At 67.2% G+C, this 26,039-nt stretch carries 24 protein-coding genes and 1 riboswitch; all 24 genes read right to left on the bottom strand.

Going from position 1 to position 26,039, the window contains the following annotated elements; all coding sequences use genetic code 11:
* Positions 1 to 129: 129 nt before the first annotated feature.
* Positions 130 to 1,386 carry an Hsp70 family protein gene (locus ACN4F8_RS11600; RefSeq protein ID WP_419473744.1) on the bottom strand — a complete coding sequence of 419 codons (1,257 nt, stop codon included), beginning with the start codon at positions 1,384 to 1,386 and terminating at the stop codon, positions 130 to 132.
* 490 nt (positions 1,387 to 1,876) lie between these two features.
* Positions 1,877 to 2,395 carry a DUF1269 domain-containing protein gene (locus ACN4F8_RS11595; protein ID WP_419473743.1) on the bottom strand — a complete coding sequence of 173 codons (519 nt, stop codon included), beginning with the start codon at positions 2,393 to 2,395 and terminating at the stop codon, positions 1,877 to 1,879.
* 22 nt (positions 2,396 to 2,417) lie between these two features.
* Positions 2,418 to 2,807, bottom strand: coding sequence for a cytochrome C oxidase subunit IV family protein (locus ACN4F8_RS11590; protein ID WP_419473742.1), 390 nt, complete (start codon positions 2,805 to 2,807; stop codon positions 2,418 to 2,420).
* Between the two features lie 16 nt (positions 2,808 to 2,823).
* On the bottom strand, positions 2,824 to 3,528 hold the full coding sequence (locus tag ACN4F8_RS11585; protein WP_419473741.1) for a heme-copper oxidase subunit III family protein: 705 nt from the start codon (positions 3,526 to 3,528) through the stop codon (positions 2,824 to 2,826).
* Positions 3,529 to 3,541: 13 nt separating this feature from the next.
* On the bottom strand, positions 3,542 to 4,234 hold the full coding sequence (locus ACN4F8_RS11580; protein WP_419473740.1) for a cytochrome c oxidase subunit 3: 693 nt from the start codon (positions 4,232 to 4,234) through the stop codon (positions 3,542 to 3,544).
* A 4-nt stretch (positions 4,235 to 4,238) separates the two neighbouring features.
* Positions 4,239 to 6,038 (bottom strand): cytochrome c oxidase subunit I, encoded by a 1,800-nt coding sequence (locus ACN4F8_RS11575; RefSeq protein ID WP_419473739.1) that lies wholly within the window; start codon positions 6,036 to 6,038, stop codon positions 4,239 to 4,241.
* A 20-nt stretch (positions 6,039 to 6,058) separates the two neighbouring features.
* A complete protein-coding gene (locus ACN4F8_RS11570; protein WP_419473738.1) occupies positions 6,059 to 7,411 on the bottom strand; it encodes a c-type cytochrome in 1,353 nt (450 codons plus the stop codon).
* 1 nt (position 7,412) lies between these two features.
* Complete coding sequence (locus ACN4F8_RS11565; protein WP_419473737.1) at positions 7,413 to 7,925, bottom strand: hypothetical protein; 513 nt, start codon at positions 7,923 to 7,925, stop codon at positions 7,413 to 7,415.
* A gap of 400 nt (positions 7,926 to 8,325) precedes the next feature.
* The gene (gene cobA, locus ACN4F8_RS11560; RefSeq protein WP_419473736.1) at positions 8,326 to 9,084 is read right to left on the bottom strand and encodes a uroporphyrinogen-III C-methyltransferase; all 759 of its coding nucleotides are present in this window, start codon (positions 9,082 to 9,084) and stop codon (positions 8,326 to 8,328) included.
* Positions 9,074 to 9,424, bottom strand: coding sequence for a (2Fe-2S) ferredoxin domain-containing protein (locus ACN4F8_RS11555; RefSeq protein ID WP_419473735.1), 351 nt, complete (start codon positions 9,422 to 9,424; stop codon positions 9,074 to 9,076). Before ACN4F8_RS11555 ends, cobA begins: the two co-directional genes overlap by 11 nt.
* Positions 9,421 to 10,440, bottom strand: a complete 1,020-nt coding sequence (cobJ, locus tag ACN4F8_RS11550) for a precorrin-3B C(17)-methyltransferase (RefSeq protein WP_419473734.1) — start codon at positions 10,438 to 10,440, stop codon at positions 9,421 to 9,423. The genes ACN4F8_RS11555 and cobJ overlap by 4 nt, the downstream gene beginning before the upstream one ends.
* Positions 10,441 to 10,470: 30 nt before the next feature.
* A complete protein-coding gene (bluB, locus tag ACN4F8_RS11545; protein WP_419473733.1) occupies positions 10,471 to 11,595 on the bottom strand; it encodes a 5,6-dimethylbenzimidazole synthase in 1,125 nt (374 codons plus the stop codon).
* Positions 11,592 to 12,371 carry a cobalamin biosynthesis central domain-containing protein gene (locus tag ACN4F8_RS11540; protein ID WP_419473732.1) on the bottom strand — a complete coding sequence of 260 codons (780 nt, stop codon included), beginning with the start codon at positions 12,369 to 12,371 and terminating at the stop codon, positions 11,592 to 11,594. Before ACN4F8_RS11540 ends, bluB begins: the two co-directional genes overlap by 4 nt.
* A complete protein-coding gene (gene cobI / locus ACN4F8_RS11535; protein ID WP_419473731.1) occupies positions 12,368 to 13,174 on the bottom strand; it encodes a precorrin-2 C(20)-methyltransferase in 807 nt (268 codons plus the stop codon). Before cobI ends, ACN4F8_RS11540 begins: the two co-directional genes overlap by 4 nt.
* Complete coding sequence (cbiE, locus tag ACN4F8_RS11530; RefSeq protein ID WP_419473730.1) at positions 13,167 to 14,519, bottom strand: precorrin-6y C5,15-methyltransferase (decarboxylating) subunit CbiE; 1,353 nt, start codon at positions 14,517 to 14,519, stop codon at positions 13,167 to 13,169. The genes cobI and cbiE overlap by 8 nt, the downstream gene beginning before the upstream one ends.
* Positions 14,516 to 15,715, bottom strand: a complete 1,200-nt coding sequence (locus ACN4F8_RS11525; protein ID WP_419473729.1) for a cobalt-precorrin-5B (C(1))-methyltransferase — start codon at positions 15,713 to 15,715, stop codon at positions 14,516 to 14,518. The genes cbiE and ACN4F8_RS11525 overlap by 4 nt, the downstream gene beginning before the upstream one ends.
* Positions 15,716 to 15,717: 2 nt before the next feature.
* On the bottom strand, positions 15,718 to 16,398 hold the full coding sequence (locus ACN4F8_RS11520) for a precorrin-8X methylmutase (RefSeq protein ID WP_419473728.1): 681 nt from the start codon (positions 16,396 to 16,398) through the stop codon (positions 15,718 to 15,720).
* On the bottom strand, positions 16,395 to 17,297 hold the full coding sequence (locus ACN4F8_RS11515; RefSeq protein ID WP_419473727.1) for a sirohydrochlorin chelatase: 903 nt from the start codon (positions 17,295 to 17,297) through the stop codon (positions 16,395 to 16,397). Before ACN4F8_RS11515 ends, ACN4F8_RS11520 begins: the two co-directional genes overlap by 4 nt.
* Complete coding sequence (gene cobM, locus ACN4F8_RS11510) at positions 17,294 to 18,076, bottom strand: precorrin-4 C(11)-methyltransferase (RefSeq protein WP_419473726.1); 783 nt, start codon at positions 18,074 to 18,076, stop codon at positions 17,294 to 17,296. Before cobM ends, ACN4F8_RS11515 begins: the two co-directional genes overlap by 4 nt.
* Positions 18,077 to 18,089: 13 nt before the next feature.
* Entirely contained in the window at positions 18,090 to 18,767 is a 678-nt protein-coding gene (locus tag ACN4F8_RS11505; RefSeq protein WP_419473725.1) for an energy-coupling factor ABC transporter permease, read from the bottom strand.
* Between the two features lie 229 nt (positions 18,768 to 18,996).
* Positions 18,997 to 19,238, bottom strand: a riboswitch (cobalamin riboswitch).
* 484 nt (positions 19,239 to 19,722) lie between these two features.
* The gene (locus ACN4F8_RS11500) at positions 19,723 to 20,616 is read right to left on the bottom strand and encodes a dienelactone hydrolase family protein (protein WP_419473724.1); all 894 of its coding nucleotides are present in this window, start codon (positions 20,614 to 20,616) and stop codon (positions 19,723 to 19,725) included.
* A gap of 75 nt (positions 20,617 to 20,691) precedes the next feature.
* The gene (locus ACN4F8_RS11495) at positions 20,692 to 21,153 is read right to left on the bottom strand and encodes a MarR family winged helix-turn-helix transcriptional regulator (protein ID WP_419473723.1); all 462 of its coding nucleotides are present in this window, start codon (positions 21,151 to 21,153) and stop codon (positions 20,692 to 20,694) included.
* Positions 21,154 to 21,324: 171 nt separating this feature from the next.
* The gene (locus ACN4F8_RS11490; RefSeq protein WP_419473722.1) at positions 21,325 to 22,797 is read right to left on the bottom strand and encodes an efflux transporter outer membrane subunit; all 1,473 of its coding nucleotides are present in this window, start codon (positions 22,795 to 22,797) and stop codon (positions 21,325 to 21,327) included.
* The gene (locus ACN4F8_RS11485; protein WP_419473721.1) at positions 22,790 to 26,032 is read right to left on the bottom strand and encodes an efflux RND transporter permease subunit; all 3,243 of its coding nucleotides are present in this window, start codon (positions 26,030 to 26,032) and stop codon (positions 22,790 to 22,792) included. Before ACN4F8_RS11485 ends, ACN4F8_RS11490 begins: the two co-directional genes overlap by 8 nt.
* Positions 26,033 to 26,039: the final 7 nt, after the last annotated feature.

The following is a 26,039-nucleotide window of genomic DNA, read 5'->3' as shown; positions in this document are numbered from 1 at the left end:
CCCGGGCGGCCCGTAACCGCTGCAAGCCGACAACAAGGAAACACCCGCCAGACCCCACCATGACATGCGCATTGTTCGGCTCCTGAGTTCAAAGAAGGATGGTGTTCGACAGGATTCGTGGCGGCAAGTTCAAGACCGGCTGTACGCCAGCCCCGAGGCCACACCGCCGAACAGATCGCCCTCGACCAGGGCCACGCCAGGGAACTCGGCCTGCAGCGCACGCTGGAACGGCCGCAGGGCGGATGAGCCGCCGGTGAGGTAGATCGCGTCCAGTGTGTTGTCGGTGAGGCCAGCGCGCTGCACGCATTCGCGGGCGCAGGCCACGGTGCGCGCCAGCAGGTGCTCCAAGTGGTCGCGCATGGCGTCGGCGTGCATGTCGGCGCCCAGGCCGCGCTCCACTTCAGACAAGTCCACCTGCGTGGCGCCGTCTTCGTTGGAGCAGCGGATCTTGGCCTGCTCCACTTCGTGCGCGATGCGGTGGCCGTCGCGGTGCTTGAGCACCCTCATCAGCCTTTCGTGCAAGGTCACGTTGCTGTAGTTCACACGCAGTTGCTGCGCCTGGCTGAGCGCGCGCGGCTGGTAGAGCCACTGGATCAGGTGCCAGGTGGAGAGATCAAAAAACACGCGGCTGGGCACCTCGCGCTGCTGCGGCCCCAGGTGTTTGTAGCCCAGCAGGGGCATCACCTGCTCCAGGCTGAGCTTGTGGTCAAAGTCGGTGCCGCCGATGTGCACACCGGTGGTGGCCAGCACATCGCCCGCGCGCTCGGCCAGCTTCACGCGCTGCGGGCCCAGGCGCACCACGGTGAAATCCGACGTGCCGCCACCCAGATCGACCACCAGCACCACGCTCTCGCGCTCCAGCCGGCGCTCGTAGTCCAGCGCTGCGGCAATCGGCTCCAGCTGGAACGACACCTGGCGAAAGCCCACGGCCTGCGCGGCCTGCAGCAAGGAATCTTGCGCGAGCGCGTCGCGCTCCAGGTCGTCGTCCACAAAATGCACCGGCCGGCCCATCACCACCTTGGTGGGCGCCACGCCCAGCGACTGCGCGGCGCGCTCGCGCAGCGCGGCCAGAAAGGTGGCCACGATCTCCTGAAAACTGATCTGCTGGTGGTTGACCACCGTGGTCTCCAGCAGCAGCGGGCTGCCCAGCAGGCTCTTGAGCGAACGCATGAGCCGGCCTTCGGTGCCGGCGAGGTACTGCGCCACCGCGTCGCGGCCGAAATGCGTGGTGCTGTCTTCCGAGTTGTAGAACACCGCCGTGGGCATGGAGACCGCCGTGCCCTCCAGCGGAATCAGGCGCGCCGTGCCCCGCGCATCGGCCCAGGCCATGGCCGAATTGGAAGTGCCGAAATCAATGCCGAGCGTGCCGTGGAGCGGTGGAGTCATGGGGAGCGAAAGGGAGTTGGCCCCCGAGGTCTGAGCGGAAGCGCCGGCTCGTGGGGAGCGCGGATTCTGCCACCGTTGTGTGGCAGACCTTCCCCTGGCGTGGCCCCATGTCGGTGTCCACCAGCCCTCGTTGCAGATCTTTGCAGGCCTGCAGCAAGGCCAGGTTGGGTGAGTCCGGACCGTCAGGGGCGCGCAAAAGGCGACCACAGGCGTTCGATGGTGATGAGCATCGACGTGGCGATGTCTTCGATCGGCTCGGCGATGTGCCTGAGCCCCGGGGTGGTCTGGGCTTCGATGTTCATGCGTGGTCCTCATTGCCGGGAACAGCTTGCGACCCTGAAGCGAACGCCTCGGTCCTGATCGCGCCGTCGCAAAGCTGTCGGTCGAACCCGCTCCAGGGCACATGAAGGCAGCCTCGACCGCGAGGGAGGACGAACTGGCTACTGACCGTGCGGCGCTGCGGCGCGCCCGGCTGGCCGTGGCAGACCGCTCAGGGAAACGCGGGAATGTCCGGCTCCGTCCCCTCCAGGTGCGCTTCGGGATGCAATGCCTGCAGCCGCTTTTCGATGCTCTCGACCCGCCACATGGACACGTCCACCATCAGCAGCACCTGACCACGCTCGATCTGCGCGGCGAAGCGCTGCAGGCGCTTGCTGGGCGTGGAGACGCCGATCATGGAGGAAGTCCAGATGCCAAACAGCGCGCCAAAGATGGCCAGTCCGGGAACAACCAATCCCAGTTGCGCCTCGTCACCCCCGATGGGATAGAACACGGCCACCAGTGCCCCCAGCAGTCCGCCGAGGCCCGCGCCGACGAGCAGGCCTATCTCGGCCGAGCGCACCACGTCGGAGGTTTGCAGCACGTTGGCCGCGTGCAGGCCGCGCATGTTGGTGCCCTCCCGGGCGACAAAATGGATATGGCGCTCCTCGATGTGCGCCAGCAGCAGGTCGTCCATCGTGGCGCGGGCACTTTTCAGGTCGGGCAAAAGCCAGTAAATACGTTTGCGCATGATCAACTCCTTTGGGATGGTTTCAATGGTTTGCGCTTGCCTTCAGTTCCTCCACCGGTGCGAAAAATTCGCTGCGCGACAGGAAGGTGTAGTTGGCCTCCAGAGCACCGATGCCGATCAGTGTGATCAATAGCAGCGGTGGCACCAGGATGGCGTAGACAAGGGCCAGGCGCTCCCACGCCATGTGCATGAAGACAGCCACGATCAACCCCGCCTTCAGCAGCATGAAGATGATGATGAGCGACCAGCGCAGCAGGCCCTGCACCTGCAAGTAGTCCACCATGTAGGAGGCGGCGCTCAGCACGAACAACAGGCCCCAGATCTTGAAGTAGACGCCCAGCGGATGCTGCTGGCCCTGCTCGTGCGAGCCTCCGCCGTGCCCTTCGTGCTGCCCGTGTTCTGCGTGGTCCATGTCAGACTCCCTTGGCCTACCAGAGATAGAAGAACGCGAAGATGAAGACCCACACCAGGTCCACGAAGTGCCAGTACAGGCCCATGATCTCCACGATCTCGTAGTTGCCGTTGCGGCCGGTGAGGAAGCCGGGCCGCTCGTGGTCGAGGTCACCGCGCGCCACCTTGGCGGCGACGATGACCAGGAAGATCACGCCGATGCTCACGTGCGTCCCATGGAAGCCCGTGATCATGAAGAAGCAGGAGCCGAACTGCGCCGCGCCCCAGGGGTTGCCCCAGGGCCGCACGCCTTCGGAGATGAGCTTGTACCACTCGAAGGCCTGCATGCCGACGAAGGTGGCCCCGAGCGCCGCGGTGGCCACCAGCAGCCAGAAGGTCGTCCGGCGGTCGCGCCGGTAGCCGTGGTTGACCGCGAGCGCCATCGTGCCGCTGCTGGAGATCAACACGAAGGTCATGATGGCGATCAGCAGCAGGGGCACGTTCTCGCCGAACATCATGAGCGAGAACACCTCGCTCGGGTTGGGCCAGGGTGTGACCGTCGACATGCGCGCCGACATGTACGAGATCAGGAAGCTGCCGAAGATGAAGCAGTCCGAAAGAAGGAAGATCCACATCATCGGCTTGCCCCAGGGCACGCCCTTGAAAGCGCGCTGGTCCGAGGCAATGTCACGCACGGCGCCGCGCCAGCCATTGCCTGCCGCCATCGTCGCTTCGTTCGCCATGGCTCGTCTCCGGTCAGAGGGGCGTGGCGGAACAGATCGCCAACCCCAGGTCTTCCGACACCAGCAGTGCGTACAGCAGCACCCACACCGCCAGCAGATAGTGCCAATAGGTCGCACACAGTTCGCACGCCAGTCGCATGCGCGCGGCGTCGGCCCCACGCCTGACCCGCAGCAAGGCTCGCGCCCATGCCACCAATCCGCCCAACACGTGCAGGCCGTGCACCGCCGTGAACAGATAGAAGAAGGCGGTGGCCGCGCTGCTGGTGAGGAGGAAGCCTGCGTCGTGGTACTGCTTCCACACGTAGAGCTGGCCGGCCAGGAAGGCGAAGGTCAGCAGGCCGCTGGCGGCCAGACCGCGGCGCACGTTGCCGGCGTCGGCCCGGCGCGCGGCGTACACGGTCCATTGCATGGCCAGGCTGGCGCCCACCAGGAAGACGGTGTTGACCAGCAGGAAGCGCGGCCGCGGAATGGGGCTCCAGTCGGTCAGGTCCAGTCGCATGACATAGGCGCTGGCGAACAGCACGAACAGGGAGCTGGCCACGCCGAGGAAGACCCACAGCGCCACCTTGGCCGTGGGCTGGGTCACCAGGCCCACGCGCACCTCGGGCACCACCTCGGCGTGCCAGGGCTCGTCCAGGGTCTGCCGCATCAACCACCAGACGATGACGGCCACCAGCAGCGAGAAGAACATCAGGCCGATGGTCATGGCATCAGGCTCCGGCCGGCCGGTCGTTCCTCGCCCACGCTTCGGCCGCCACTTCCGAGGGCGGCACGTTCTGCGGGATGTAGTCGGTCTTCAGGCCCGGAACGCCGTAGTCGTAGGCCCAGCGGTGCACCGTGGGCAGTTCCCGGCCGAAGTTGCCGTGGGCGGGCGGTGTCTCGGGCGTCATCCATTCCAGGCTCGTGGCCTGCCAGGGGTTGCCGCCTGCGGGCTTGCCCTTGAAACAGCTGTGCGCCAGGTTGTAGAGAAAGACCAGTTGCGCCGCGCCGACCACGAAGGCCGCCAACGAGATCCAGACATTGAGCATGTGCGCCGAGTCCGGGATGAAGTTGGTGCCGCCGAAGCCGTAGTAGCGCCGCGGGATCCCCATGAAGCCCAGGTAGTGCATGGGATAAAAGATGGCGTAGGTACCGATGAAGGTGACCCAGAAGTGCAACTTGCCCAGGGTGTCGTCGAGCATGCGCCCTGTGATCTTGGGGTACCAGTGATAGATGGCGCCGAACACCACCAGCACCGGTGCGATGCCCATCACCATGTGGAAGTGGGCCACGACGAACATGGTGTCCGACAGCGGCAGGTCGACCACCACGTTGCCGAGGAACAGCCCCGTCAGGCCGCCGTTGACGAACGTGAAGATGAAGGCGATGGCGAACAGCATCGGCACGTTCAGGCGGATATTGCCCTTCCACAGGGTCAACACCCAGTTGTAGACCTTGATCGCCGTGGGCACCGCGATGATCAGGGTGGTGGTGGCGAAAAAGAAGCCGAAGTACGGGTTCATGCCACTCACGTACATGTGGTGCGCCCACACGACGAAACTCAGACCACCGATGATCAGGATCGCCCACACCATCATGCGGTAGCCGAAGATGCTCTTGCGCGAGTGCACGCTGATGAGGTCCGACACGATGCCGAAGGCCGGCAGCGCCACGATGTAGACCTCGGGGTGACCGAAGAACCAGAACAGGTGCTGGAACAGCAGCGGGCTGCCACCGGTGTGGTCCAGCTGCTGGCCCATGGAGACCAGCGCCGGCATGAAGAAGCTGGTGCCCAGCGTCTGGTCGAGAAACATCATGATGGCGCTCACGAACAGCGCCGGGAAGGCCAGCAGCGCCATGATCGTGGCCATGAAGATGCCCCACACCGTCAGCGGCATCCGCATCAAGGTCATGCCGCGGGTGCGCGCCTGCAGCACGGTCACCACGTAGTTGAGGCCACCCATGGTGAATCCGATGACGAACACGCCCAGCGAGATCAACATCAGCAGGATGCCCCAGTTGGCGCCCGGCGTGCCGTCCAGGATGGCCTGCGGCGGATAGAGCGTCCAGCCGGCGCCGGTGGGTCCGCCCGGCACAAAGAAACTGGCCACCAGGATCAGCACGGCCGCGAGGTAGATCCAGTAGCTGAGCATGTTGAGGTAGGGGAACACCATGTCGCGCGCGCCCACCATCAGCGGGATCAGGTAGTTGCCGAAGCCTCCCAGGAACAGCGCCGTCAAGAGGTAGATCACCATGATCATCCCGTGCATGCTCACCAGTTGCAGGTAGACGGCCGGATCGATGAACGAGACCTGGCCAGGAAAGCCCAACTGCAATCGCATGAGCCAGGAGAACACCAGCGCCACCAGACCGATGGCCATGGCCGTCAGCCCATACTGGATCGCAATGACCTTGGCGTCCTGGCTCCAGATGTACTTGCCGATGAAGGTCTTCGGGTGGTGGAGGTGGACCTCCGCCACTTCCGCCGGCGGGGCGATTTCCGTTTCGTCGTGCGCAACATGGGTGCCCATTCAGCCTCCCCGGTGTGGTTTCAACGCGTGTTGATGTAGGCGAGGATGTCGCCGACCGCGGCGTCGTCCTTGAGCATTCCTGAAACCAGTCCCATCTGGCCACCGTAGATGTCCTGCGGGTGCGCACCGCGCACGCCGTCACGGAAGTTCTTCAGTTGCGTGGCCATGTACCAGTCGCTCATGCCCTGCAGCCGCGGCGCGTTGGTCGCGGCGATACCTTGGCCCTCGGCGCCGTGGCAGGCGGCGCAGGTGGCCCAGCGCGCACGCCCTTTGTTGGCGTCGCCCTGGATGGTGCTTGCCGCCCGGGTGTCGGGCAGCGAGGCGATGTAGGCCACCACGTCGGCGACGGCGCTGCCATCCGCCAGCGTGGCCGCCATGGGCGCCATCACCTTGCCGAAAGTGTCTTTCTCGTGCGTCCCCCGGGCGCCACTCTTGAAAAGGTTAAGCTGCCGCTCTAGGTACCACGCGCCTTGCCCCGCGAGCTTGGGCGAGTTGAGTGCCACGTTGCCTTCGCCGTTGACGCCGTGGCAGGCCGCGCAGACCGCGTATAGGTTCTTGCCGATGGTGGCATTGGCGGCTGGCGTATCGCGCAACTGTTCGTAGGTCGGCTGCTTATCCAGCCAGGCAGCGTACGCTGCGGGCTCGTCCACCACCAGGCGGCCACGCATGGCGAAGTGGCCGACGCCGCACAGTTCCTCGCACAGCAGGTCGAAGGAGCCCTTGCGGGTGGGCGTGAACCAGGCGTAGGTGACCAGGCCGGGCACCATGTCCATCTTCACCCGCATTTCGGCAATGGCGAAGTTGTGCAGGACGTCCTTGGAGCGCAGCAGCAGCTTGAGCGGCTGGCCCAGCGGCACCCGCAGTTCCGGGGTGGTCAGCAGGATGTCGTCGCGGCCGGCGGCATCCGTGGGATTCATGCCGAAGGGATTGGCGTCCGTCACGTAGCGGGCGTGGGTGGTTCCGAGCTTGCCGTCCTTGCCGGGCAGGCGATAGGACCAGTGCCATTGCTGCGCAACCGCCTCGACCACTTGCGCCTCCTGGGGCACGTTGACGACCTGCGACCACACCACCAAGCCGGGAGCGAGCATGGCGGCGACGCCGACGGCTGTGAGGACCAGCAGCCACCACTCGAGCTTCTTGTTCTCCGGCTGGTACTCGGCGTGGGAGCCTGGGCGATGGCGGTAGCGGATCACCGCCCAGGCCATGAAGAGGCTGAGGGCGACAAAGACGAATCCGGTCACCCAGAAGGTGATGGTGATCGTGGTGTCGATGGCCTGCCAGTTGGAGGCGATCGGCGTGAAGTACCAGGGGCTCAGGAAGTGGAAGAGGACCGAGCCCAGCGCCAGCATGACCAGTGCAAGAGCGATCGCCATGCTAAGACTCCGTCGCAGTCCGTTTCAGCCGCCAGTAGAGGACGGCGGCCACACAGCCGAAGACGAGGTGCGCGGCCAGGGTGGACGTGCCACGCAGGCCGGCCAGCCAGGGGAAGAATGCGGTGAGCCCTTGGAAGTTGACCACGTACAGCAGCAAGCCGACGAACGCGCCCGTCACCAACGCTGGCAGCGGCTCGGTGTCGAGGCGGAGCTGCGCCAGAATGACCGCCAGCACCAGTCCGAAGACGATGCCCAGCACGTAGTGGGTGAGCAGCGCGATGATGACCACGCTGACGCTGAAGCGGTAATCGCCCGTTTGCAGGCTGTCGGTTACGCCGCTGAAGATCGGCGCAATCATGTGTGAGGTCCGCCAGGGGCCGTCAGGGTTGAAGATGGCCGACCAGACCAGGTCCAGGACCATCAGCACGGCACCCGCGGCGAAACCAGAGACAGCTGCCGCGACCCAGTCCATCGCACGCCAGTGCCAGCTGCGCAAACCAAGAAACGTGTCCATGGCGCCCTCCCTCGTGCGAGAGTTGTGCCCTTGCTGTCCGGCCTGCGCCGGAACAGCGCCGGACATTCTTGTACACCCGTTGACCCGTCAACGCAAGCGAGCGCGCTCGAGCGCTGGCTCACGGCGAATGGTGCAGTGCAGCGCAGTGAAATGGCGACTCATTGGCCCTCGCGCGACGCGATGCCGGGATGCACGGTATGGCCTGAGTCGGGCGACGCGGATGACTTCCCGGAAGTTGCCGGTGACCAGCGGCGGCTCTTGGCCAAGCGAGGCATCTCTGATTTGCGGAGCAGTGTGGCGGTTGCCTTGGCTGCCGCAAATTTGCCCGAATACTCAAATCGCCTGCCACGCCAGGCCGTAGCGATCAACTCCGTGGGGGGCCAGCGCCCTTGCCATCAATTCAACCACGCACATCTTCTTCAAATGACGGGCTCAGCCGCACCGTTTCGCCAATGATCAGCAAGCCCGGTCGTGGACCATACGCCGGGGCGATCTTGACCAGCCGGTTCAGGGGGCAGGCCAGCACCGTCTGTGTGGGCCTGGTGCCGTCCTGCACGATCGCCGCGGGGGTATCGGACGGCAGTCCATGGGCGATCAAGGCCCGGGCTATCTGAGCCAGATGCTGAACGGCCATGTAGAACACCCGGGTCTGCCCCGCTCTCGCCAGGGCTGGCCAGTCGTGACTGGCCTGGTCGTCCGCCAGATGGCCGGGCAGAAACACGCAGCTGGCTGCAAGGTGGCGGTGTGTCAGCGGAATGCCAGCCGCGGCTGAGCAGCCGCTGGCTGCTGTCACACCGGGTACCACCTCGAACGCAATGCCGGCCGCCTGCAGCGCCAGCACTTCCTCGCCACCGCGCCCGAACACGAAGGGGTCGCCGCCCTTGAGGCGGACGACGCGCAGGCCCTGGCGCGCATGTGCCACCAGCAGGGCATGGATCTCCTGCTGCGGGACCGTGTGGTGTCCCAGGGCCTTGCCGACGTACACCCGCCGGGCGGTGGCCGGGATCAGCGCCAGCACATCCTCGGTGATCAGCCGGTCGTGCACCACCACCTGGGCCTGTTGCAGCCGGTTCAGCGCGCGCAGCGTCATCAGGTCGGCCGGGCCCGGTCCGGCACCAACGATGCAGACCTGGCCCGCGGCCGGTGTCTCACTCACCATCGATGACCCCCGGTCCCTGGTGGAACACCAGATCGGCGACCACCTGTCCGCCCACCAGGTGCTGCCCGATGATGCGGTCCATGTTGTCGGGGGTCACGCCGTGGTACCAGGTGCCATCCGGCTGCACGCACAGGATGGGGCCGCCCTTGCAGGCGGCAAAGCAGCTCACGCGGCTGCGCTTGACGCGCAGCGCGCCTTCGTTCAGCCCGGCGGCCTTGAACTTGTCGCCCAGGCTGTCGAACAGCGCCTGCGCCGCGCCGTCCTGCGTGCAGCGCGCGCCGGTGCAGACCAGCAGGTGCCGGCGGTAGTCACTGATGCGGGGTTTCTCCGTGGTGCTCATGCTTCGGTGTCCTCGGTCCCGGCTTCGGCTGGTGCGTGTTCGTCGGGTGCCGCCAGCACCTGTGCGATGTAGTCGGCGGGCAGGCGGTGTCGGCTGGCGAGTTCGGCCAGGCCCGTGCCGGACGCATGGTCGGCCCGCAGCCCCTCGATCCAGCCCAGCAGACCGCTGGAGAGCGAGCGGCCGGCCTTTTCGCCGTCGCGGGTCTCGAAGCCCTGGTCCACGTCGTATTTGTTGGCGTAGCCACGCGGGGTGACCATCAACCCCTCCCGCAGGAAAGTGCTGCTGTTGCCGATCAGCACGGTGCTGAGCATGCCGATGTCCTGTTCGGCCATCTGCGCCAGTGTGGTGTGGACGATGTGCTGGCGCCGGCGGTAGGCGCTCTTGACGATCACCACCGGCGTGTCCGCCCGGCGGTGGCGCAGGAACAGGCGCTGCGCCTCCACGATCTGGCGCTTGCGGCGCCCGCTCTTGGGGTTGTAGAGCGCCACCACGAAGTCTGCAGCAGCGGCGGCGTCCAGTCGTCGGGCGATCACCGGCCAGGGTGTCAGCAGGTCGGACAGCGAGATGGAGCAGAAGTCGTGCGTGAGGGGCGCGCCGACCAGAGCGGCGCAGGCGTTGATCGCCGACGCCCCGGGCACGATCTCGACCGCCACGTCGTCTTCCGGCGTCCAGCCGGCCTGGAACAGCACCTCGTAGGTCGGGCCGGCCATGCCGTAGACGCCGGCATCGCCCGAGGAGATCAGCGCCACTTTCTTGCCCGCACGGGCCGCTTCCAGCGCGTGGACGGCGCGGTCCAGCTCCTCGGTCATGCCTTTGCGCACGACCTCCTTGCCGTCCAGCAGGTCGGCCACCAGCTTGATGTAGGTGACATAGCCCACCACCACATCGGCCTCAGCGATGGCGGCGCGCGCACGCGTGGTCATGTGGTCGGTGTGGCCAGGGCCGATGCCCACCAGGCTGATGCTGCCGGTGGTGCCTGTGTTGCGTGGGGTGGTGACGGGGGTATCGGTGGTCATTTCGTTCCTTGTAACAAGCGGGAGTTCAAATCAGCCATGCGGCAGGTGTTCCGGTGTGGCGCTGGTGCCGGCGTTCCAGGACGGGTCCCAGGCGTTCTCGGTGAACACGGCCGACGCCGGACGCGCCTGGCGCCACTGTTGCTGGATGAGCATGGGTGTTTCGTAGAAGCGAGCAACCGGACCGATGCACAGCAGGCCCAGCGGCACTGCGCCCTCGGGCAGCGCCAGCAGCTTGTGCAGGTCGCCGGGTTCGAACAACGACACCCACCCGAGACCGAGGTTTTCGGCGCGCGCGGCCAGCCAGAGGTTCTGGACGGCGGCGCCTGCCGAGCACCACGCCATTTCGCTCGCCAGCGTGCGGCGACCGAACAGCGTGCCGTCGTCTGGCGCCAGCACCAGCGCCCACAACTCGGCGCACTCGCGCAGGCCTTCGACCTTCAGTGCCAGGAACTCGGCCGCGCGCGACCCCATGGCCTGGGCGGTGCGCATTCGCTCTTCGTCCACAGTGGCGGCCAGCCGGTCACGCAGTTCAGGAGAGGTGATGCGCAGCACCCGCAGGGGCTGCATCAGACCCACCGACGGAGCGGCGAGCAGCGCCGACTGCAGGCGCGCCCTGATGTCATCGGCAATCTGCACGCCCGCCCTGAAGTGGCGCATGTCGCGCCGCACCTGCATCAGCGAATGCATGGCTTCGCGTTCGCTGGCCGTGAAGCGACGCGCCGGATCGGTGTTGGCGACACAGGGCGGGATGGCCGTGCGGAGCGTCACGTGCGCCAAGGACACGGTGGCGTTGCGGCCGTCGTCGCCGCGCAACCGGTGCTTCTCGACGCACAGGGCAGAGGCCTCGGTGGTGCCGGCGGCGAGCATGGCGGCGGCTTCGGAGACCGAGGGGGTGCCCGTGTGGCGGCGCACGGTCTCCGACGGGTGAGGCACCACCACCTCGGCCAGCTGGGTGGCGGGGTAGAAGTGCAGCGGCCAGCCCGTCTGCGCCGCCAGCGCCAGCAGCGCGGGCTCGTCGGCCTTGAGCGTGATGCTGCCCACGCCGGTCACCTGCTGGCGTTGAAGTCCGGCCATGGCCAGGGCTTCATCGACCGCGCGCGCCAGCGTGGCCAGCGGCGTGCCGCGGTCGCAGCCGATCCCCAGGGCCACCTTCATGCCGCAGCTTCCGTGTGGCATTGGGAGGCGCTGGACACAGGCGGGCGGTACACCACCAGGCGCTCGTGCAGCGTTTGCCACAGCGCGTCGTCCACCGGGCGGTGGGTGATCCACAGCACCGCGCGGTAGCGGGTCAGATCCACATCTTCCAGCCGCGTGTAGCGGTGAATGCTCGGCGGCAGCGGCGTGGGTCGGGTCCACCAGTGCGGGCTGCCAGCCTCCTGCACCAAGGCCACAGCCTCTTCGTTGACCACGGCGGCCGAGACGCGGGTGATGTTGAGCTTGGGCGCCTCAATGTGCCAGCCCAGCTCGCGACCCAGGATATCGACCGGGATGGTCTTGCCCACGTCCGACGCGGTGGTGAGCACCGCCGTGGCGCCCAGCAGCGCGGCCACGGTCTCGGCCATGGCGTTGGCGCCGCCCACATGGCCCGAGAGCACCGGGATGGCGAACTGGCCGGCGTCGTCCACCACCAGCACGCCGGGGTCTTCGTCCTTGTTCTTCAGGTGCGGCGCGATCAGCCGCACCACCGCGCCCAGCGAGACGAAGAACACGATCTGGTCGAAGGCCTGGAAGAGTGGCCCGATCTGGTCCTTGAACGCGCCTTCGTAAGCCTGCACCGGGTTGGACAGGCCCTTGGTGGCCTCGGCAAACCTGGCCGCGACACAGAGCGACGCCTGCGGCAGCTGCTGCGCCAGCATGGCCGCCTGGGCGGCGCCGTGTTTGGTGATGGCGACCAGGCAGATGCGGGGAGGGGCGGTGTTGTCCGGGCTCATGGTGTGGTCTCCAGCGGTGGCAGGCCGCTCTTTTTCAGGCAGCCCTTGATGCGCTCGCCGCGCACGCGGTGGGGGTTCTTCACGATCAGCAGCGAGAGGTAGCTGACCTTGCTGCCGCGCAGCGTGAGCAGTTCAGGGCCCGAGAGGCGCCGCTCGTCCAGCGCGCCCACACGCTCCACGAAGTGCGCGCCGGCCAGCAGGTCGCGCGCCTGCAGCCAGTCCAGCAGGTCCTCGATCAGCGGCTTGATCTTCATGAGCACCAGGGTGTCGAAGTCGGGCAGCAGCCGGTCGACCGCGCCCACGCCGTAGGCGGCGGGCACGATGGCCACGGTGTCGTCCTGCTCGGCGAAGGGTTCGCCCACGTCGGCGCAGGCGGCGGTGAAGGAATTGACGCCGGCGGTCACACGCACCGGCACGCGTTCATCGAGCGCGCGCACGGTGCGGGCCAGGTGGCCGAAGGTGGCGTAGGTGGACGCGTCGCCTTCCACCAGGAACAGCACGTCGCGCCCGGCCTGCAGCCAGGGCAGCACGGTGTGCGCGGCCTTCAGCCAGGCACGCGCCAGCTTCTCGCCGTTGTGCGTCATCGGGAACAGCAGCGGCGCATGGGTCTCGGGCGGCGCCAGCCCGGCGCGCTGCACGATGTGCAGCGCATAGCTCGGCGTCTTGCCGCTGCGCACGGGGTACACCCAGACCGCGTCGTGGCGCTGCAGCGCGGCCCAGGCGGCGCGGGTGATGAGGCCGGGGTCGCCGGGGCCCAGCGAGAGGCCGTGCAGACTGCCCATGGGGGTTGCGGGTTCAGCCATGCGCGGTCTCCTCTGCCACCTTCGGCTCGGGCTGGTCGTGGCCCGTGGAGTCCACGCCGGCACACACCAGCCACACCGGGTTTTCGGCCGCCATGCGGTGCATGTGCAGGATGGGCCTGCTGCGCGCGGCCTGCAGCTGCACCACTTCCCAGTCGGCGTTCAGCGCCTGCAGCGCCTGGGTGGCTGTCGCCAGGTTCTCCAGCGTCACGAAGTTCATCACCATCCGGCCGCCGGGCCGCAGGCGCCGCTGCACCTGCGCGATCAGAACGGCCAGCTCGCCACCCGAGCCGCCGACGAACACCGCATCCGGGTCGGGCCAGTCGTCCAGGCCCTCGGGCGCCTTGCCGTGCCGCAGCGTGTAGTTGCTGATGCCAAAGGCCGCGTGATTGCGCCGGGCGATGGCGTGGTCGGCCTCGTTCTTCTCGATGGCGAACACATGGCCCTGCGGGCACAGGCGGGCGGCCTCCAGCCCCACTGAGCCACTGCCGGCACCGATGTCCCAGACCACGCTGTCGGCGCGCAGTTGCAGCCGCGCCAGGCTGACGGCGCGCACCTCCTGCTTGGTGATCAGGCCCTTCTCGGGCTGGCGCTGCTCGAAGGCGCAGTCCGCCAGACCGAAGCGCACCGGCTGCGGTCGCAGCCGGGTGCGCCACAGCAGCACCACGTTCAGCTCGGCAAAGCGCATGCGGGCCGCGTCGGCGGGGCTCAGTTGCGCGTGCACCTGCTCGTCGGCCTGCAGCAGGTTTTCCGCCACCGCCATGTGGAAATCGCTGCCCAGGCCTTCGGCCAGCAGCAGGCGGGCGACGCGGTCGGGGCTGTTGGCCGGGCTGGTCAGCAGCAGCAGGCGCTGCTCGGCGCGCAGTGCCTGGGCCAGCGCGTACAGGCCGTGCGCAGGTGGTGCGCCGCGCTGCCATTCGCCTGCGTCGGCGGCGTGCACGGAGACGATGCGCGCGTCCTGCCAGGCCAGGCCCACGCGGGCGCAGGCCAGTTGCAGGGTCGAGAGGTTTGGCAGGATCTCCAGCGCGTCCAGGCACAGGTGCTGAGCCAGGTAGGGCGCGATGCCGTGGCACAGCGGATCGCCGGTGGCCAGCACCACGCAGGCCTGGTGGGCCTCGCGCGCGGCGCGCACCCAGCCAGGCACGGCCTGGAGCTGGCCCGTCAGGTCGTGGGTGATGGCGCCGGGCTTGAGCGCGTGCCGGAACAGCGCCAGTGTGCGCGCGCCGCCGATCACCACGTCGGCCGTGCGCAGGTGGGCCAGCGCGGTGGCGCCGAGGCTGGCCACGCCGTCGTCGAGCACACCCATGACACGGCAGCGGTTGGGATCGTGGGAGAGAAGGTCGTTCATTCGGTGTCGAAGTCGGAGTGGTGGGTGTGGCCGATGCCGGTGCGCCCGGCGGTGGCGGGGCGGGGCCGTGCCTCGGCCGGGGCCGAGCGCACATCGGCCACCGGCCGGCCGCTGAAGTCGCACACCAGCACGCGCAGCGCAAAGGCGCGGCCGTAGCGGTCGGGCGCGGTCAGGGTGTCGATGGCGCGCTGCGCCAGTGCCTGGTGAAAGGCCGGGCCCAGGCCGCGCTCGACCATCAGCTCGGCGCCGAAGCGCGCGGTCTCGGCGGCGGCGATGGCCGCGCAGTCCTCGGCCGTGGCGCCGATCTGGCGGGCGATCTCGGCGACCAGGTCGGTGTCCACCACGTTGCGGTTGGCGTGGGTGATGGTCTCGCCCTGGGCGATCTTGGTGAGCTTGCCCACCATCACGCCCAACACCACCTCGGGCAGCCCCTGGGCCACCACCTCATCCAGCGCGTACCGCAGGAAGTCACCCATCTGAACGAAGCAGGCGGCGGGCAGGCCGGGCCGCTCCGCGCGCAGCGTCTGCATGGCGAAGGTCTCGGTGCGGCCGCCGGTGGTCAGCACCACCACGCCGTGGTCCAGCGTGGCCGCCACCTGGATGCCCTGCACCACGCTGGCCCGCCAGGCCGCGGTGGAATAGGGTTTGACGATGCCGGTGGTGCCCAGGATACTGATGCCACCCAGGATGCCCAGCCGCGCGTTGGTGGTCTTCTTCGCCATCTCCTGGCCGCCGGGCACGCTCACGGTGACTTCCAGCCCGTGCTGCGACAGCAGGCGCGGCGCGGCCTCGTGCAGGTTGTCGGTGATGTTCTGGCACGGCACCGGGTTGATCGCCGGCCCGCCCACCGCCAGACCCAGGCCGGGCAGCGTCACCGTGCCCACGCCGTCACCGGCCACGAACGTGATCTCGCCCGTGCGGCCGGGCAGCAGCCGCAGGTCCACCGTGAGGTGGGCGCCGTCGGTGCAGTCCGGGTCGTCGCCCGCGAACTTCACCACCATGGCGTGGGCGCTGTGCGCATCGCAGCGTCCGTCGTGCACCGCGAAGCGCACGCGCTGGCCGTTGGGCAGCAGGCTCTCCATGGCGTCGGGCACCTGCCCGGTTTCCAGCCCCTGAGCGGCGGCCCGGGCCGCTGCAGCCGCGCAGGCGCCGGTGGTGAAGCCGGTGCGGGTGCCGCGCGGGGTGGTGCTGTCCATGCTCAGGCGGCCTCGGCGCGCTGCTGCGCCTCGGCCAGCGCCAGCAGCGCATGCAGGGCCGCCACCACCAGGGTGGAGCCGCCCTTGCGGCCGCGGATGACGATCCAGGGCACGTCGGCGATCTGCGCCATCAGGTCTTTCGACTCCGCCGCCGACACGAAGCCCACCGGCATGCCGACCACCAGGGCAGGACGCACGCCCTCCTCCACGATCAGGCGCACCAACTCGATCAGGGCGGTGGGCGCGTTGCCGATGCCAACGATGGCGCCCTGCAGCAGGCCCAGCCGGTGCGCCTTGCGCATGGCCTGCACGGCGCGGGTGGTGTTCTGTGCATGCGCCTGCGCGATCACGTCGGCATCGCTGATGAACTGGTGCGTCGCCATGCCGAAATGCGCCAGACGTGGCCGCGACAGGCCCGAACAGATCATCTCCACATCGGCCACCACGGGCCTGTCGCCGCGCAGCATTGCGGACACGCCCGCGCGCACCGCGTCGGGATGGAAGTCGGTCAGGCCGTTGAACTCGAAGTCGGCGTTGGCGTGGATCATGCGGCGCACGATCGGCCACTGCTCAGCCGCGTAGCCGTGCGGACCGGCCTCGGTGTCGATGATGGCGAAGCTGTCGTGCTCGATGGCCTGGCCGGCGGCGGTGAGCTGCTCGGTGACGGTGTTGACGGTGCTCATGCAGCGGCGCCTTCGGGCGCATGGGTGTTTGCGTGGGCATGCACATGCACCGGGGCGTGGGTGTGCTGGTGCGAGTGACCGTGGCCCAGGTCGTGCGCGATCTCGCGGTAGCTGCAGCCGTCGCAGGGCAGCCGGCTGTCGGGCACACCTGCCAGCAGGTCGCGCACCCGCTGCTCCACCAGTTCGAAGATCTCTTTCTCGAAGCCGAAGTGCGTGCCGCAGGCAAAGCGGATCTGTGGGTACTGTGCCCGCAGGTGGTCGACCTGGCGGTGGATGCGCTGCATCAGCGTGCCGGTGTAGAGGTAGTAGGGCAGCACCACGATCTGGCGCAGGCCGATCAACACCTGGCGCTGCACCACGCGCTCCAGCCGCGGCCAGGTGATGCCGGTGAAGGCCAGGTCCACCAGCTCGTGGTCGCCATCCTCTTGCAGCCAGCGCGCCATCTTGGCCATGTCGCCGTTGGCGCCTCGGTCCGACGAGCCCCGGCCCAGCAGCACCACACCGGTGGTGGTGGGGTCGGGCATGTCCAGCGTGGTCATGGCCTGGCGCAGGCGGCGTTTGAGGATGGCGAGGATGGGGTCGCAGGCGCTCAGGTGCGGGCCGTAGAGGAACTCGACGCCGGGTGCGTGTTCGCGGGCGTGCTCGATGGCCTCGGGAATCTCCATCTTGGTGTGACCGGCGGCATTCAGGATCAGCGGCAGCACCAGCACGCGGCGCGACGACTGCGCCGCGGCCAGCAGGCCGTCGTGCAGCGAGGGCGCGGCGAATTCGATGAAGCAGACCTCGATGCGCCAAGCCGGCTGGCGCGCGCGCCACTGGTCGACGAAGTCGCGGATTTCCTGGTTGCCGGTGTCCTCGCGCGAGCCGTGGCCCACCAGCAGAATCGTGGTGTCGTTCATGTCGTGGCTTTCCTGAAACGGTGGGTGAAGCCCGGGTCGTAGAGCCGGGACCTGATCAGCTCGGGCCAGTGCCGCGCGCCCAGCGTGGGGCTGGCGATCACCATGGCCTGGCTGACGATGCCGGCGTTGCGGCACTGTTGTTTGATGGTGGCCAGCGTGCCGCGTACGATGCGCTCTTCGCCCGGCCAACTGGCCTTGTGCACCACCAGCACCGGCGCGTCCTCGGGCCAGCCGGCCTTGCGCAAGCCGGCCTCCACCTTGTGCAGCAGCGTGATGGACAGGAAGATGCACAGGGTGCAGCGGTGGGTGGCCAGGGCGGCGAGGTCCTCGCCGTGGGGCATGGGCGTGCGGCCCTCCACCCGCGTGAAGATGGTGGTCTGCGTGACCTCGGGCAGGGTGAAGCTCTCCACCGCGGCCGCCGCCGAGGCCATGGCCGAGGACACGCCCGGCACCACCGCCACCGGCACACCTGCCGCGTCCAGCGGCTGCACCAGTTCGATGAGCGTGCCGTAGAGGGCCGGGTCGCCGGTCTGCAGGCGCACCACGGTGTCACAGCGCGCCGCATTCGCGATCAGCCAGGCTGACATCTGCTCCAGCGTCATGTCCTTGCTGTCGGCGATGAGGCAGCCCGGCGGCGCCCAGCGGGTGGCCGCCTCGTCCACCAGCGAACCGGCGAACAGGATGGCCCCTGCGCGCGCGATCAGGTCGCGCCCCTTGACCGTGATCAGGTCCGGATCGCCGGGACCCGCCCCCACAAACCAGACCGTTCCGAGGCCCATGGTGTGCCCCCGGTCAGGCGGCGTGGTGCAAGCGGCGCTCCACCACCGCGCTGCCCGGCAGGCCGCGCAGCGTCTTGGCCAGTGCGAGCACGGCCAGGTCGATCAGCGGCTCGGCCAGCACCACGCTCATGTAGGCGGCACCAAAACTGCCGATGCTCACCAGGTTTTCAACGCCCATGCCGCGCCCGTAGAGCGCCCAGAAACCCACCCACAGCACGATCCCGCCCTGGTAGGCCAGGGACAGCTTCAGGGCCTGGCTGTAGCGCAGATCCACATAGGCCATGTGGTCGGGAATGACGCGCTGCGCCAGCGCCGCGGTGGCGAACAGCGGCACCAGCAGCGTGGTCACGTTCATGCCGTACTGCGGCAGGTCGAAAGGTGCAAAGAACAGGCCTTGGACCAGCAACCCGCCTGCCAGCCCGATGGCGGCTGGCGCCACGCCGAACAGCAGCATCAGCGTGGTGCCCAGAATCAGGTGGACCTCGGACACGCCCACCGGATGGTGCGGCAGCACCTCGAAGAAGCAGAACACCAGCGCCGTCGCCAGCAGGGCCCGCAACAGCAGGGCGGGTGCGCCGTCCTTTCTGATCGCGTCCGCCGACAGCTTGGCCGTGTAGCCGACGCAGGTGGCCGCTGTGGCGTAGCTCAGGGCGAGCTTGGCCCCGTCCACCAGACTTGGTTCGATGTGCATGAAGTGACTCCTTGGGTTGGATGCGTTGGACTCAACGCGGTTGGAAAGTCGGCAAAGACCCAAGGGAGAGGCGAGGACAGGTTCCAGCGGCGAACGGACAGCCCCCGGCCAGCGCACGCGAGGGCGCTGGCACAGATTCGCAAACTATGCGAAGGGACGACATGAGGACACCGGCGAAGACCCCTCACCGCCTTCCCCGACAGTGTTTGGGTAATGCGGCTGCGCTTTGCGGCGCAGCCTCCTTGTTGGCCGGTATCCGGGCTGACAGAACGTTTCCCAAAGCCTTCCCGGTGTGACCCAGTGGCAAATTTTTGAGAAATGGGGGCCTTGGCAATGCCTTGGACCACCCGTCTGCTTACCGTTGCGGGGGCAGCGCAGGTTAGGTTCGTCCGTGTGGGACTCGCCCTCCTGCTTCCCGTTGAACTGCAATGCCTGAACAGCACTGCGAGCACCAACAGCTTTTTATTCTATACCTGCAAAAAGAGCTCGAAGTCTTTTGAGCGGCAACGTTGCAATCACAGATCTCGTGCATCGGGGCTTCGAGCACATGCAAGCTGTGCGTTTTGGGCGACCTGGCCACGCCGCATTTCCCATGCTGCATTCCTGAGGCTGGGCTGCTTGCTTAGCGGGTGATTCGTTCCACCAAGACGTGCTCTCGAAGATGCATTTGACAGGTCAGACCGGCCGCTGGTGAACTCGATAAACCGTACGCGGCGGCAACCGTGCCCAACCACGTCGCGCGAATGGAGCCCGGCTGAGCGGTTCAGCCCATCGCTGCACAGCAGAAGACCCGGGACGAAGTCTGTTCATGACTCGGCTCATGCTTTCTCATCCCGATCCGAAGGTCGATAACCGCCGGAACCGGTCGCTCAATGACGCGTGCTTGAGGGGTCGCGGTGGCCCGCGGCTGCAACGGGCCGATGCGGTTGCCCTTGCAGCCGCATCGGCCGAAACCTCAGACCTTGTGCTTTTTCAGCCAGTCGTTGGCCAGCTTCTGGGCGTAGGTGGCAGCCGACTTGTCGTAGCTGGGGCGGTAGTCGGCGTTGAAGCCGTGGTCGACGTTGGGAAACACCACGATCTCCGAGCCGCTGCCGCCTTTGTTGATCAGGCCGCGCATCTTGGCGATGGTCTCCTGCTTGACGAAGGCGTCGATGCCGGAATACAGGCCCAGCACCGGCACCTTGATCTGGTCGGCAAAGTCGATCGGGTCTTCGGGGCGCAGGTCGGGCGTCTTCAGACCCTCAAGCAAACCGTAGTACGCCACAGCCGCATTCAGCTTGCTGTTGTGCCGCGCGTAGACCCATGCCGTGCGACCACCCCAGCAGTAGCCCACGAGGCCCGTGCGTTTGGCATCGGCTTTGCCGCTGGCGTGCGCGAAAGCCAGGGTGGCATCGAGGTCGGCGCAGACCTGGGCGTCTGGCACCTTGGAGACCACCTGCGAGAGGATCGACTGGATGTCGGTCATCTTCGACACGTCGCCCTGGCGTGCAAACATTTCCGGTGCAATGGCGTAGTAGCCCTGCTTGGCATACCGCCGGCACATGTCTTTGATGTGCTCGTGCACGCCAAAGATTTCCTGCACCACAAGGATCACCGGAAACTTGCCAGGCCCTGCGGGCATGGCCCGGTAGGCGGGGATCTTGCCGTCGGCCACAGGCACGCTGACCTCGCCAGCCACCAGTCCCTTGCTGTCGGTGACGATGGCCTGGGCCAGCACCGGGTTGGATGCCAGGGCGAAACCCGACGCCAGGGAGGTCATGACGAATCCGCGCCGCGAGGGGTGGGCGGATGCGGCTTGAGGCGGGTTCTGGAAGTCGATTGGCTTGAGGCCGTAGTCCATCAGTTTCATGAAAATTCCTTGGTTGGTTGGAGGTTGCGGGGTGGGGAAATCGTTGGGCATGGCACGCGGCGCGCGCCGTGCTCTTCAGGGGGATGAGGTCAGCGCCGCACGCAATGTCTGGAGCTGAGCGGTCAACGCCTGGCGTTGCTGGAGCGAGCACTGCGTGGCGCATGCGGCCTGGGCATACACGGCGTGCGCGCGCTTCTGGAGCGCTTTGCCTGCGGGTGTGAGGGAAATGATCACGGACCGCTCATCGTCGAGGCTGCGTTCCCGCCGCAGAAGACCCTGGGTGACCAACTTGCGCACCAGTGGAACCAATGTGCCGGCGTCCAGTGCCACCGTTTGTGCGAGTGCACCAGCCGTGAGTTCTTTGTGCTGCCACAGAGCCATCATCACAACGTATTGAGGGAAGGTGAGACCCAGGGGCGCCAGCAGCGGCCGGTAGGTCTTGCTCATGGCCAGGGACGCGGCATACAGCGCAAAGCACAGCTGGTTGCTGAGGAACAGAGCGGAATCTTCCGGAGTGACTGACTTGATCTTGGTCATGTGAAAACGCTTGCATGCATGCATGTTTGATCAAAGTATATTTGATCAAAGATATTTGTCCATGAAATTCAAGTCGCGCGGAAAGAATTCGATGGACGCGGGGTCGGAAGCCAGGCCGAGTGGGGCCCAGCGGTCCGAGATACGGTGGATTGCGTTTTCCGCAGCGGCCTGCTATTGGCTCGCAGGGCCCTGCCCCACCGTGGTGGCCGTGGCAGGCGGCGGGGTCCATCCGCCGCCCAGCGCCCGGTACACGGCCACCAGCGCGGTGGCTGTGCCCACCTGGGCCTGCACCAGTTGGTCGCGCGTGTTGAGCACTTCGCGTTCGGCATCCAGCACGGCCAGGAAATCGGTGACCCCGGCGTCATACCGCAGCCGGGCCAGGCCGGCGGCTTCTTCGGCGCTGCGGGCCGCCACGTCCAACTTTTCCGCGCGTTGGGCGCTGCGGCTGTAGCTGCTGAAGGCGCCTTCGGTTTCTTCCAGCGCCACGGCCACGGTCTGCTCGAAGCTGGCCAGGCTTTGTTGGGCGCGGGCTTCGCTGGCGCGGATGCGTGAGCGGATGGCGCCGAAATCAAACGGGGTCCAGCTGATGCCGGCGCCCAGTGCGTAGCGGGCCGACTGGCTGTCGTTCAAATCGCCAATGCGCGCGGCGTTCAGGCCGAGCAGGCCCGAGAGCGAGAGGCGCGGGTACAGCGCGGCGGTGGCCACGCCGATGTTGGCGGTGGCGGCGGCCAGCTCGCGTTCGGCGGCCATCAGATCGGGGCGGCGTTGCAGCCACTGCTCGATGGTGCCCACGGGCAGCGTGGCCAGGTCGGTCACGGGCAGGCCGGGCAGCGGCGCGGGTGCGGAGAGCTCGGCCAGCAGGCTGCGCGGTGTTTGCGCGGTGAGCGTGGCCAGGCGGAACACGCTGCTCTCAACAGCGCTCTGCAGCGAGGGCACGGCGGCTTCGGTGCTGGCCACCAGGCCGCGGGCACGCGCCAGGTCGAGCTGGGTGCCACGGCCGTTGTCCACGCGGGCGTTGGTGATGCCCAGCGCGTCGCGCTGGTTGACCAGGCTGGCTTCGGTCACGCGCAGGCGCTCTTGCAGGCCGCGCAGTTCCAAATAATTGCGTGCCACCTCGGCGGCCACCGCGGTGTGGGCCGCGTTCAGCCCGGCTTCGCTGGCGCTCACGCGGGCAGCGGCGGCTTCGCGGCTGCGGCGCACGCCACCAAACAAATCGATCTCCCAGTTGGCGACAAAGCTGGCGTCGTAAGCCGTGCCGGTGCGTGCGCTGCGGGTGGTGCCGGGCTGCTGGGTGATGGGGCGGATGGAGCGCTCAGCGCTGGCATCAATGCCCACGCCGGGCAGGCCGGCGGCGTCGGCCTCGCCCTGGTTGGCGCGGGCTTCCTGCAGGCGGGCCTGGGCAATGCGCACGTCACCGTTGGCTTGCAGGGCGCGCTCGATCAGGGCGCTCAGTTGCGCGTCGTTGAAGCTGCGCCAGAAGGTGGCAATGTCGGCGGCGGGCGCCTGGGTGTTCACCGCGGTGGCGCCGGCACTGATGAAGCGCGCGTCTGCCACGGCGGCGGGACGCTGGTAGTCAGGGCCCACGGCGCTGCAGCCTGCGAGCACAGCGGTGAACAGCACAGCGAAGGCAAAACGCTTATTCATGGTTGACTCCCTGCACGGCCACCTGCGGTGCGGCACCGCTGCGGCGTGCTCGGCGCCGGCTGCGCAAGAGCGCATAAAACACGGGGGTGAGGAAGATGCCGAACAAGGTAACGCCCAACATGCCGGAGAACACCGCAATGCCCATGGCACGGCGCATTTCGCTGCCGGCGCCGCTGCCCAGAATGAGCGGGATCACACCGGCGCAGAACGCAATGGAGGTCATGAGAATGGGGCGCAAGCGCATGCGGCAGGCGTGCACGATGGCGGCAAACAGCTCTTCGCCGCGCTCTTCCAGCTCCTTCGCAAATTCCACGATGAGGATGGCGTTTTTGCACGCCAGCCCCACCAACACGACGAGTGCCACCTGCGTGAAGATGTTCAAGTCCCCCGGCTGCATGAAGGGCGGAAAGCTGGAGAGCCACACACCAAACAGCGCCGACAAGATGCCCATGGGCACGATGAGCACGATCACCATGGGCAGGCTCCAGCTCTCGTATTGCGCGGCCAGCACCAGGATGACCAGCAACACCGAAATGGCCAGCACCGCCGCCAGGATGGGCACCTTGGTTTGGGTGCCCGGCAGGGTGATGTCGCGCGTCAAACGGTCCTGGTAGCTGAGCTCGGTCCACTCGTAGCTCATGCCGCGCGGCAGCGTTTTCTTGAGCAGGTCTTCAATCTCGCCTTCGGCCTGGCTGGCGGAGAAGCCGGGGTTGGCCGCGCCGTTGATGTCGGCCGAGGGGAAGCCGTTGTAGCGCGTGACGCGAGTGGGGCCAAAGGTGGGCTCCACCGTCATGAGCGCGCCCAGCGGCACCATCTCGCCGGCGGCGTTGCGCGTTTTCAGGTTGGTGATGGCTTCGGCGTTGTTGCGAAACGGCGCGTCGGCCTGCACCACCACCTGGTAGGTCTTGCCGAACTGGGTGAAGTCGTTCACGTAGAGCGAACCCAGGTTGACCTGCATGGTGTCGTAGATGTCGGCCAGGTTGATGCCCATCTGTTTGGCGCGCGTGCGGTCCACGTTGGCGTAGAGCTGCGGCACGTTGATGTCGTAGCCCGAGAACGGCGTGCCGATGCTCGACTGGGGGTTGCCGTACACCTGCCCCAGCGTGCCCCACACCGCGCCATACAGCGCCTGCTCACCGAGTCCACCCCGGTCCTGCACCTGCAGCTTGAAGCCACCGGCGTTGCCCAGGCCGTCCACCGCGGGCGGTGGCACCACAAACATGCGCGCGCCCTGGATCTGCTGGATCGCGCCGTTCACCTGGCCCAGGATCGCGCCTTTGCTCAGGTCGGGCGTGGTGCGTTCTTCAAACGGCGCGAGGCCGAAGAACACGATGCCTTCGTTGGGCGCGGCCGAGAAGCCGGCAATGGAGAGGCCGGGAAACGCCACCGAATCGATGATGCCGGGCACCTTGAGCGCGATGTCGCTCATCTCGCGGATCACGGCGTCGGTGCGGTCAATGGACGCACCCGCGGGCAACTGCGCAATGCCGATGAGGTATTGCTTGTCGGGCGCGGGCACAAAGCCGGCGGGAATGCGCGCAAACAGCAGCGCCATGACACCCAGCAACACGGCGTAGACGATGAGCGCGGCCGATTTGCGCCGCACCATGCCGCCCACGCGCTGACCGTAGCCTTCGCTGGCGCGGTGGAACACGCGGTTGAACCAGGCAAAGAAACCGCCGAGCACCTTGTCCATGCCGCGCGTCAAACGATCCTTGGGTGCGTCGTGCGGGCGCAGCAGCAAGGCCGAGAGCGCGGGGCTCAGCGTGAGCGAGTTGAAGGCCGAGATCACCGTGCTGATGGCGATGGTCACGGCGAACTGTTTGTAAAACTGGCCGGTGAGGCCGGGCACAAACGCCAGCGGCACGAACACCGCGCACAGCACCAGCGCAATGGCGATGATGGGGCCCGACACCTCCTGCATGGCCTTCACCGTGGCTTCGTGCGGCGTGAGCCCGCTCTCGATGTTGCGTTCCACGTTTTCCACCACCACGATGGCGTCGTCCACCACGATGCCGATGGCCAGCACCAGGCCAAACAGCGTGAGCGTGTTGATGGAATAGCCGAGCAGCAACAGGAACGCGAAGGTGCCGACGATGGACACCGGCACCGCCAGCAGCGGGATGATGGACGCGCGCCAAGTCTGCAAAAAGATGATGACCACCAACACCACGAGCGCAATGGCTTCGAGCAGCGTGATCACCACTTTTTCAATGGAGGTCTGCACGAAGCGCGTGGGGTCGTAGACGATGCTGTAGCTCATGCCGGGCGGAAAGTTCGCCTTCAGCCGCTCCATGGTCTCGCGCACGTTGTTCGACAAGGCCAATGCGTTAGAGCCCGGCGCCTGGAACACCGCGATGGCCGCGGCTTCCTTGTTGTTGAGCAGGCTGCGCAGCGCGTAGCTGCCGGCCGAGAGCTCCACGCGGCCGATGTCGCGGATGCGGATCATGCCGCCGGTGGCGGGCTCGGCGCGCACGATGATGTCGGCGAACTGCTCTTCGGTGGTCAACCGCCCTTGCGTGTTCACCGCGAGCTGGAACTCGGTGCCGGTGGGTGCGGGCGGTGCGCCCACAGTGCCGGCGGCCACCTGCGCGTTTTGTTCGCGAATGGCGGCAATCACTTCGGCCGTGGTGAGGCCACGCGCGGCGAGCTTGGTGGGGTCGAGCCAGACGCGCATGGCGTAGTCGCCCGCGCCAAACAAAATGACCGAGCCCATGCCCGGAATGCGCAGCAAATCGTCGCGCACATTGAGCTGGCCGTAGTTGCGCAAATAGAGCGCGTCGCGGCTGTTGTCCGGGCTCACCAGGTGCACCACCATGGTCAGGTTGGGGCTGCTCTTTTCGGTGGTCACGCCGATCTGCCGCACGATCTCGGGCAGGCGCGGCAGCGCGCGGTTGATGCGGTTCTGCACCGCGGTTTCAGCGGCCTCGGGGCTGGTGCCGATCTTGAAAGTGACGGTGAGCGTCATGGCGCCGTCGGCGGTGGCCTGCGAATCAAAGTACAGCAGGTTCTCGATGCCGCTGATCTGCTCTTCCAGCGGCGTGGCCACGGTCTCGCTGATCACGCGCGGGTTGGCGCCGGGGAACTGCGCGCGCACCACGATCTGGGGCGGCGCAACCTCGGGGTACTCCGAGAGCGGCAACTGGAAGATGGCCAGGGTGCCGACGAGGAAGATGAAGATGGACAACACGGCGGCAAAGCGCGGCCGGTCGATGAAGAAGCGTGAGATGTCCATGGTGGCG

It is taken from the genome of Hydrogenophaga sp. (assembly GCF_048549895.1).
Classification (GTDB): Bacteria; Pseudomonadota; Gammaproteobacteria; order Burkholderiales; family Burkholderiaceae_C; genus Hydrogenophaga.
The sequence above is the reverse complement of the archived record's forward strand: the minus strand, read 5'-3'. Positions and strand labels throughout refer to the sequence as shown.

Excerpts from the sequence above, each read along its gene's own strand:
- ACN4F8_RS11600 (WP_419473744.1), bottom strand. The coding sequence starts at position 1,386 with ATGACTCCACCGCTCCACGGCACGCTCGGCATTGATTTCGGCACTTCC.
- ACN4F8_RS11595 (WP_419473743.1), bottom strand. The coding sequence starts at position 2,395 with ATGCGCAAACGTATTTACTGGCTTTTGCCCGACCTGAAAAGTGCCCGC.
- ACN4F8_RS11590 (WP_419473742.1), bottom strand. The coding sequence starts at position 2,807 with ATGGACCACGCAGAACACGGGCAGCACGAAGGGCACGGCGGAGGCTCG.
- ACN4F8_RS11585 (WP_419473741.1), bottom strand. The coding sequence starts at position 3,528 with ATGGCGAACGAAGCGACGATGGCGGCAGGCAATGGCTGGCGCGGCGCC.
- ACN4F8_RS11580 (WP_419473740.1), bottom strand. The coding sequence starts at position 4,234 with ATGACCATCGGCCTGATGTTCTTCTCGCTGCTGGTGGCCGTCATCGTC.
- ACN4F8_RS11575 (WP_419473739.1), bottom strand. The coding sequence starts at position 6,038 with ATGGGCACCCATGTTGCGCACGACGAAACGGAAATCGCCCCGCCGGCG.
- ACN4F8_RS11570 (WP_419473738.1), bottom strand. The coding sequence starts at position 7,411 with ATGGCGATCGCTCTTGCACTGGTCATGCTGGCGCTGGGCTCGGTCCTC.
- ACN4F8_RS11565 (WP_419473737.1), bottom strand. The coding sequence starts at position 7,925 with ATGGACACGTTTCTTGGTTTGCGCAGCTGGCACTGGCGTGCGATGGAC.
- cobA (WP_419473736.1), bottom strand. The coding sequence starts at position 9,084 with ATGGTGAGTGAGACACCGGCCGCGGGCCAGGTCTGCATCGTTGGTGCC.
- ACN4F8_RS11555 (WP_419473735.1), bottom strand. The coding sequence starts at position 9,424 with ATGAGCACCACGGAGAAACCCCGCATCAGTGACTACCGCCGGCACCTG.
- cobJ (WP_419473734.1), bottom strand. The coding sequence starts at position 10,440 with ATGACCACCGATACCCCCGTCACCACCCCACGCAACACAGGCACCACC.
- bluB (WP_419473733.1), bottom strand. The coding sequence starts at position 11,595 with ATGAAGGTGGCCCTGGGGATCGGCTGCGACCGCGGCACGCCGCTGGCC.
- ACN4F8_RS11540 (WP_419473732.1), bottom strand. The coding sequence starts at position 12,371 with ATGAGCCCGGACAACACCGCCCCTCCCCGCATCTGCCTGGTCGCCATC.
- cobI (WP_419473731.1), bottom strand. The coding sequence starts at position 13,174 with ATGGCTGAACCCGCAACCCCCATGGGCAGTCTGCACGGCCTCTCGCTG.
- cbiE (WP_419473730.1), bottom strand. The coding sequence starts at position 14,519 with ATGAACGACCTTCTCTCCCACGATCCCAACCGCTGCCGTGTCATGGGT.
- ACN4F8_RS11525 (WP_419473729.1), bottom strand. The coding sequence starts at position 15,715 with ATGGACAGCACCACCCCGCGCGGCACCCGCACCGGCTTCACCACCGGC.
- ACN4F8_RS11520 (WP_419473728.1), bottom strand. The coding sequence starts at position 16,398 with ATGAGCACCGTCAACACCGTCACCGAGCAGCTCACCGCCGCCGGCCAG.
- ACN4F8_RS11515 (WP_419473727.1), bottom strand. The coding sequence starts at position 17,297 with ATGAACGACACCACGATTCTGCTGGTGGGCCACGGCTCGCGCGAGGAC.
- cobM (WP_419473726.1), bottom strand. The coding sequence starts at position 18,076 with ATGGGCCTCGGAACGGTCTGGTTTGTGGGGGCGGGTCCCGGCGATCCG.
- ACN4F8_RS11505 (WP_419473725.1), bottom strand. The coding sequence starts at position 18,767 with ATGCACATCGAACCAAGTCTGGTGGACGGGGCCAAGCTCGCCCTGAGC.
- ACN4F8_RS11500 (WP_419473724.1), bottom strand. The coding sequence starts at position 20,616 with ATGAAACTGATGGACTACGGCCTCAAGCCAATCGACTTCCAGAACCCG.
- ACN4F8_RS11495 (WP_419473723.1), bottom strand. The coding sequence starts at position 21,153 with ATGACCAAGATCAAGTCAGTCACTCCGGAAGATTCCGCTCTGTTCCTC.
- ACN4F8_RS11490 (WP_419473722.1), bottom strand. The coding sequence starts at position 22,797 with ATGAATAAGCGTTTTGCCTTCGCTGTGCTGTTCACCGCTGTGCTCGCA.
- ACN4F8_RS11485 (WP_419473721.1), bottom strand. The coding sequence starts at position 26,032 with ATGGACATCTCACGCTTCTTCATCGACCGGCCGCGCTTTGCCGCCGTG.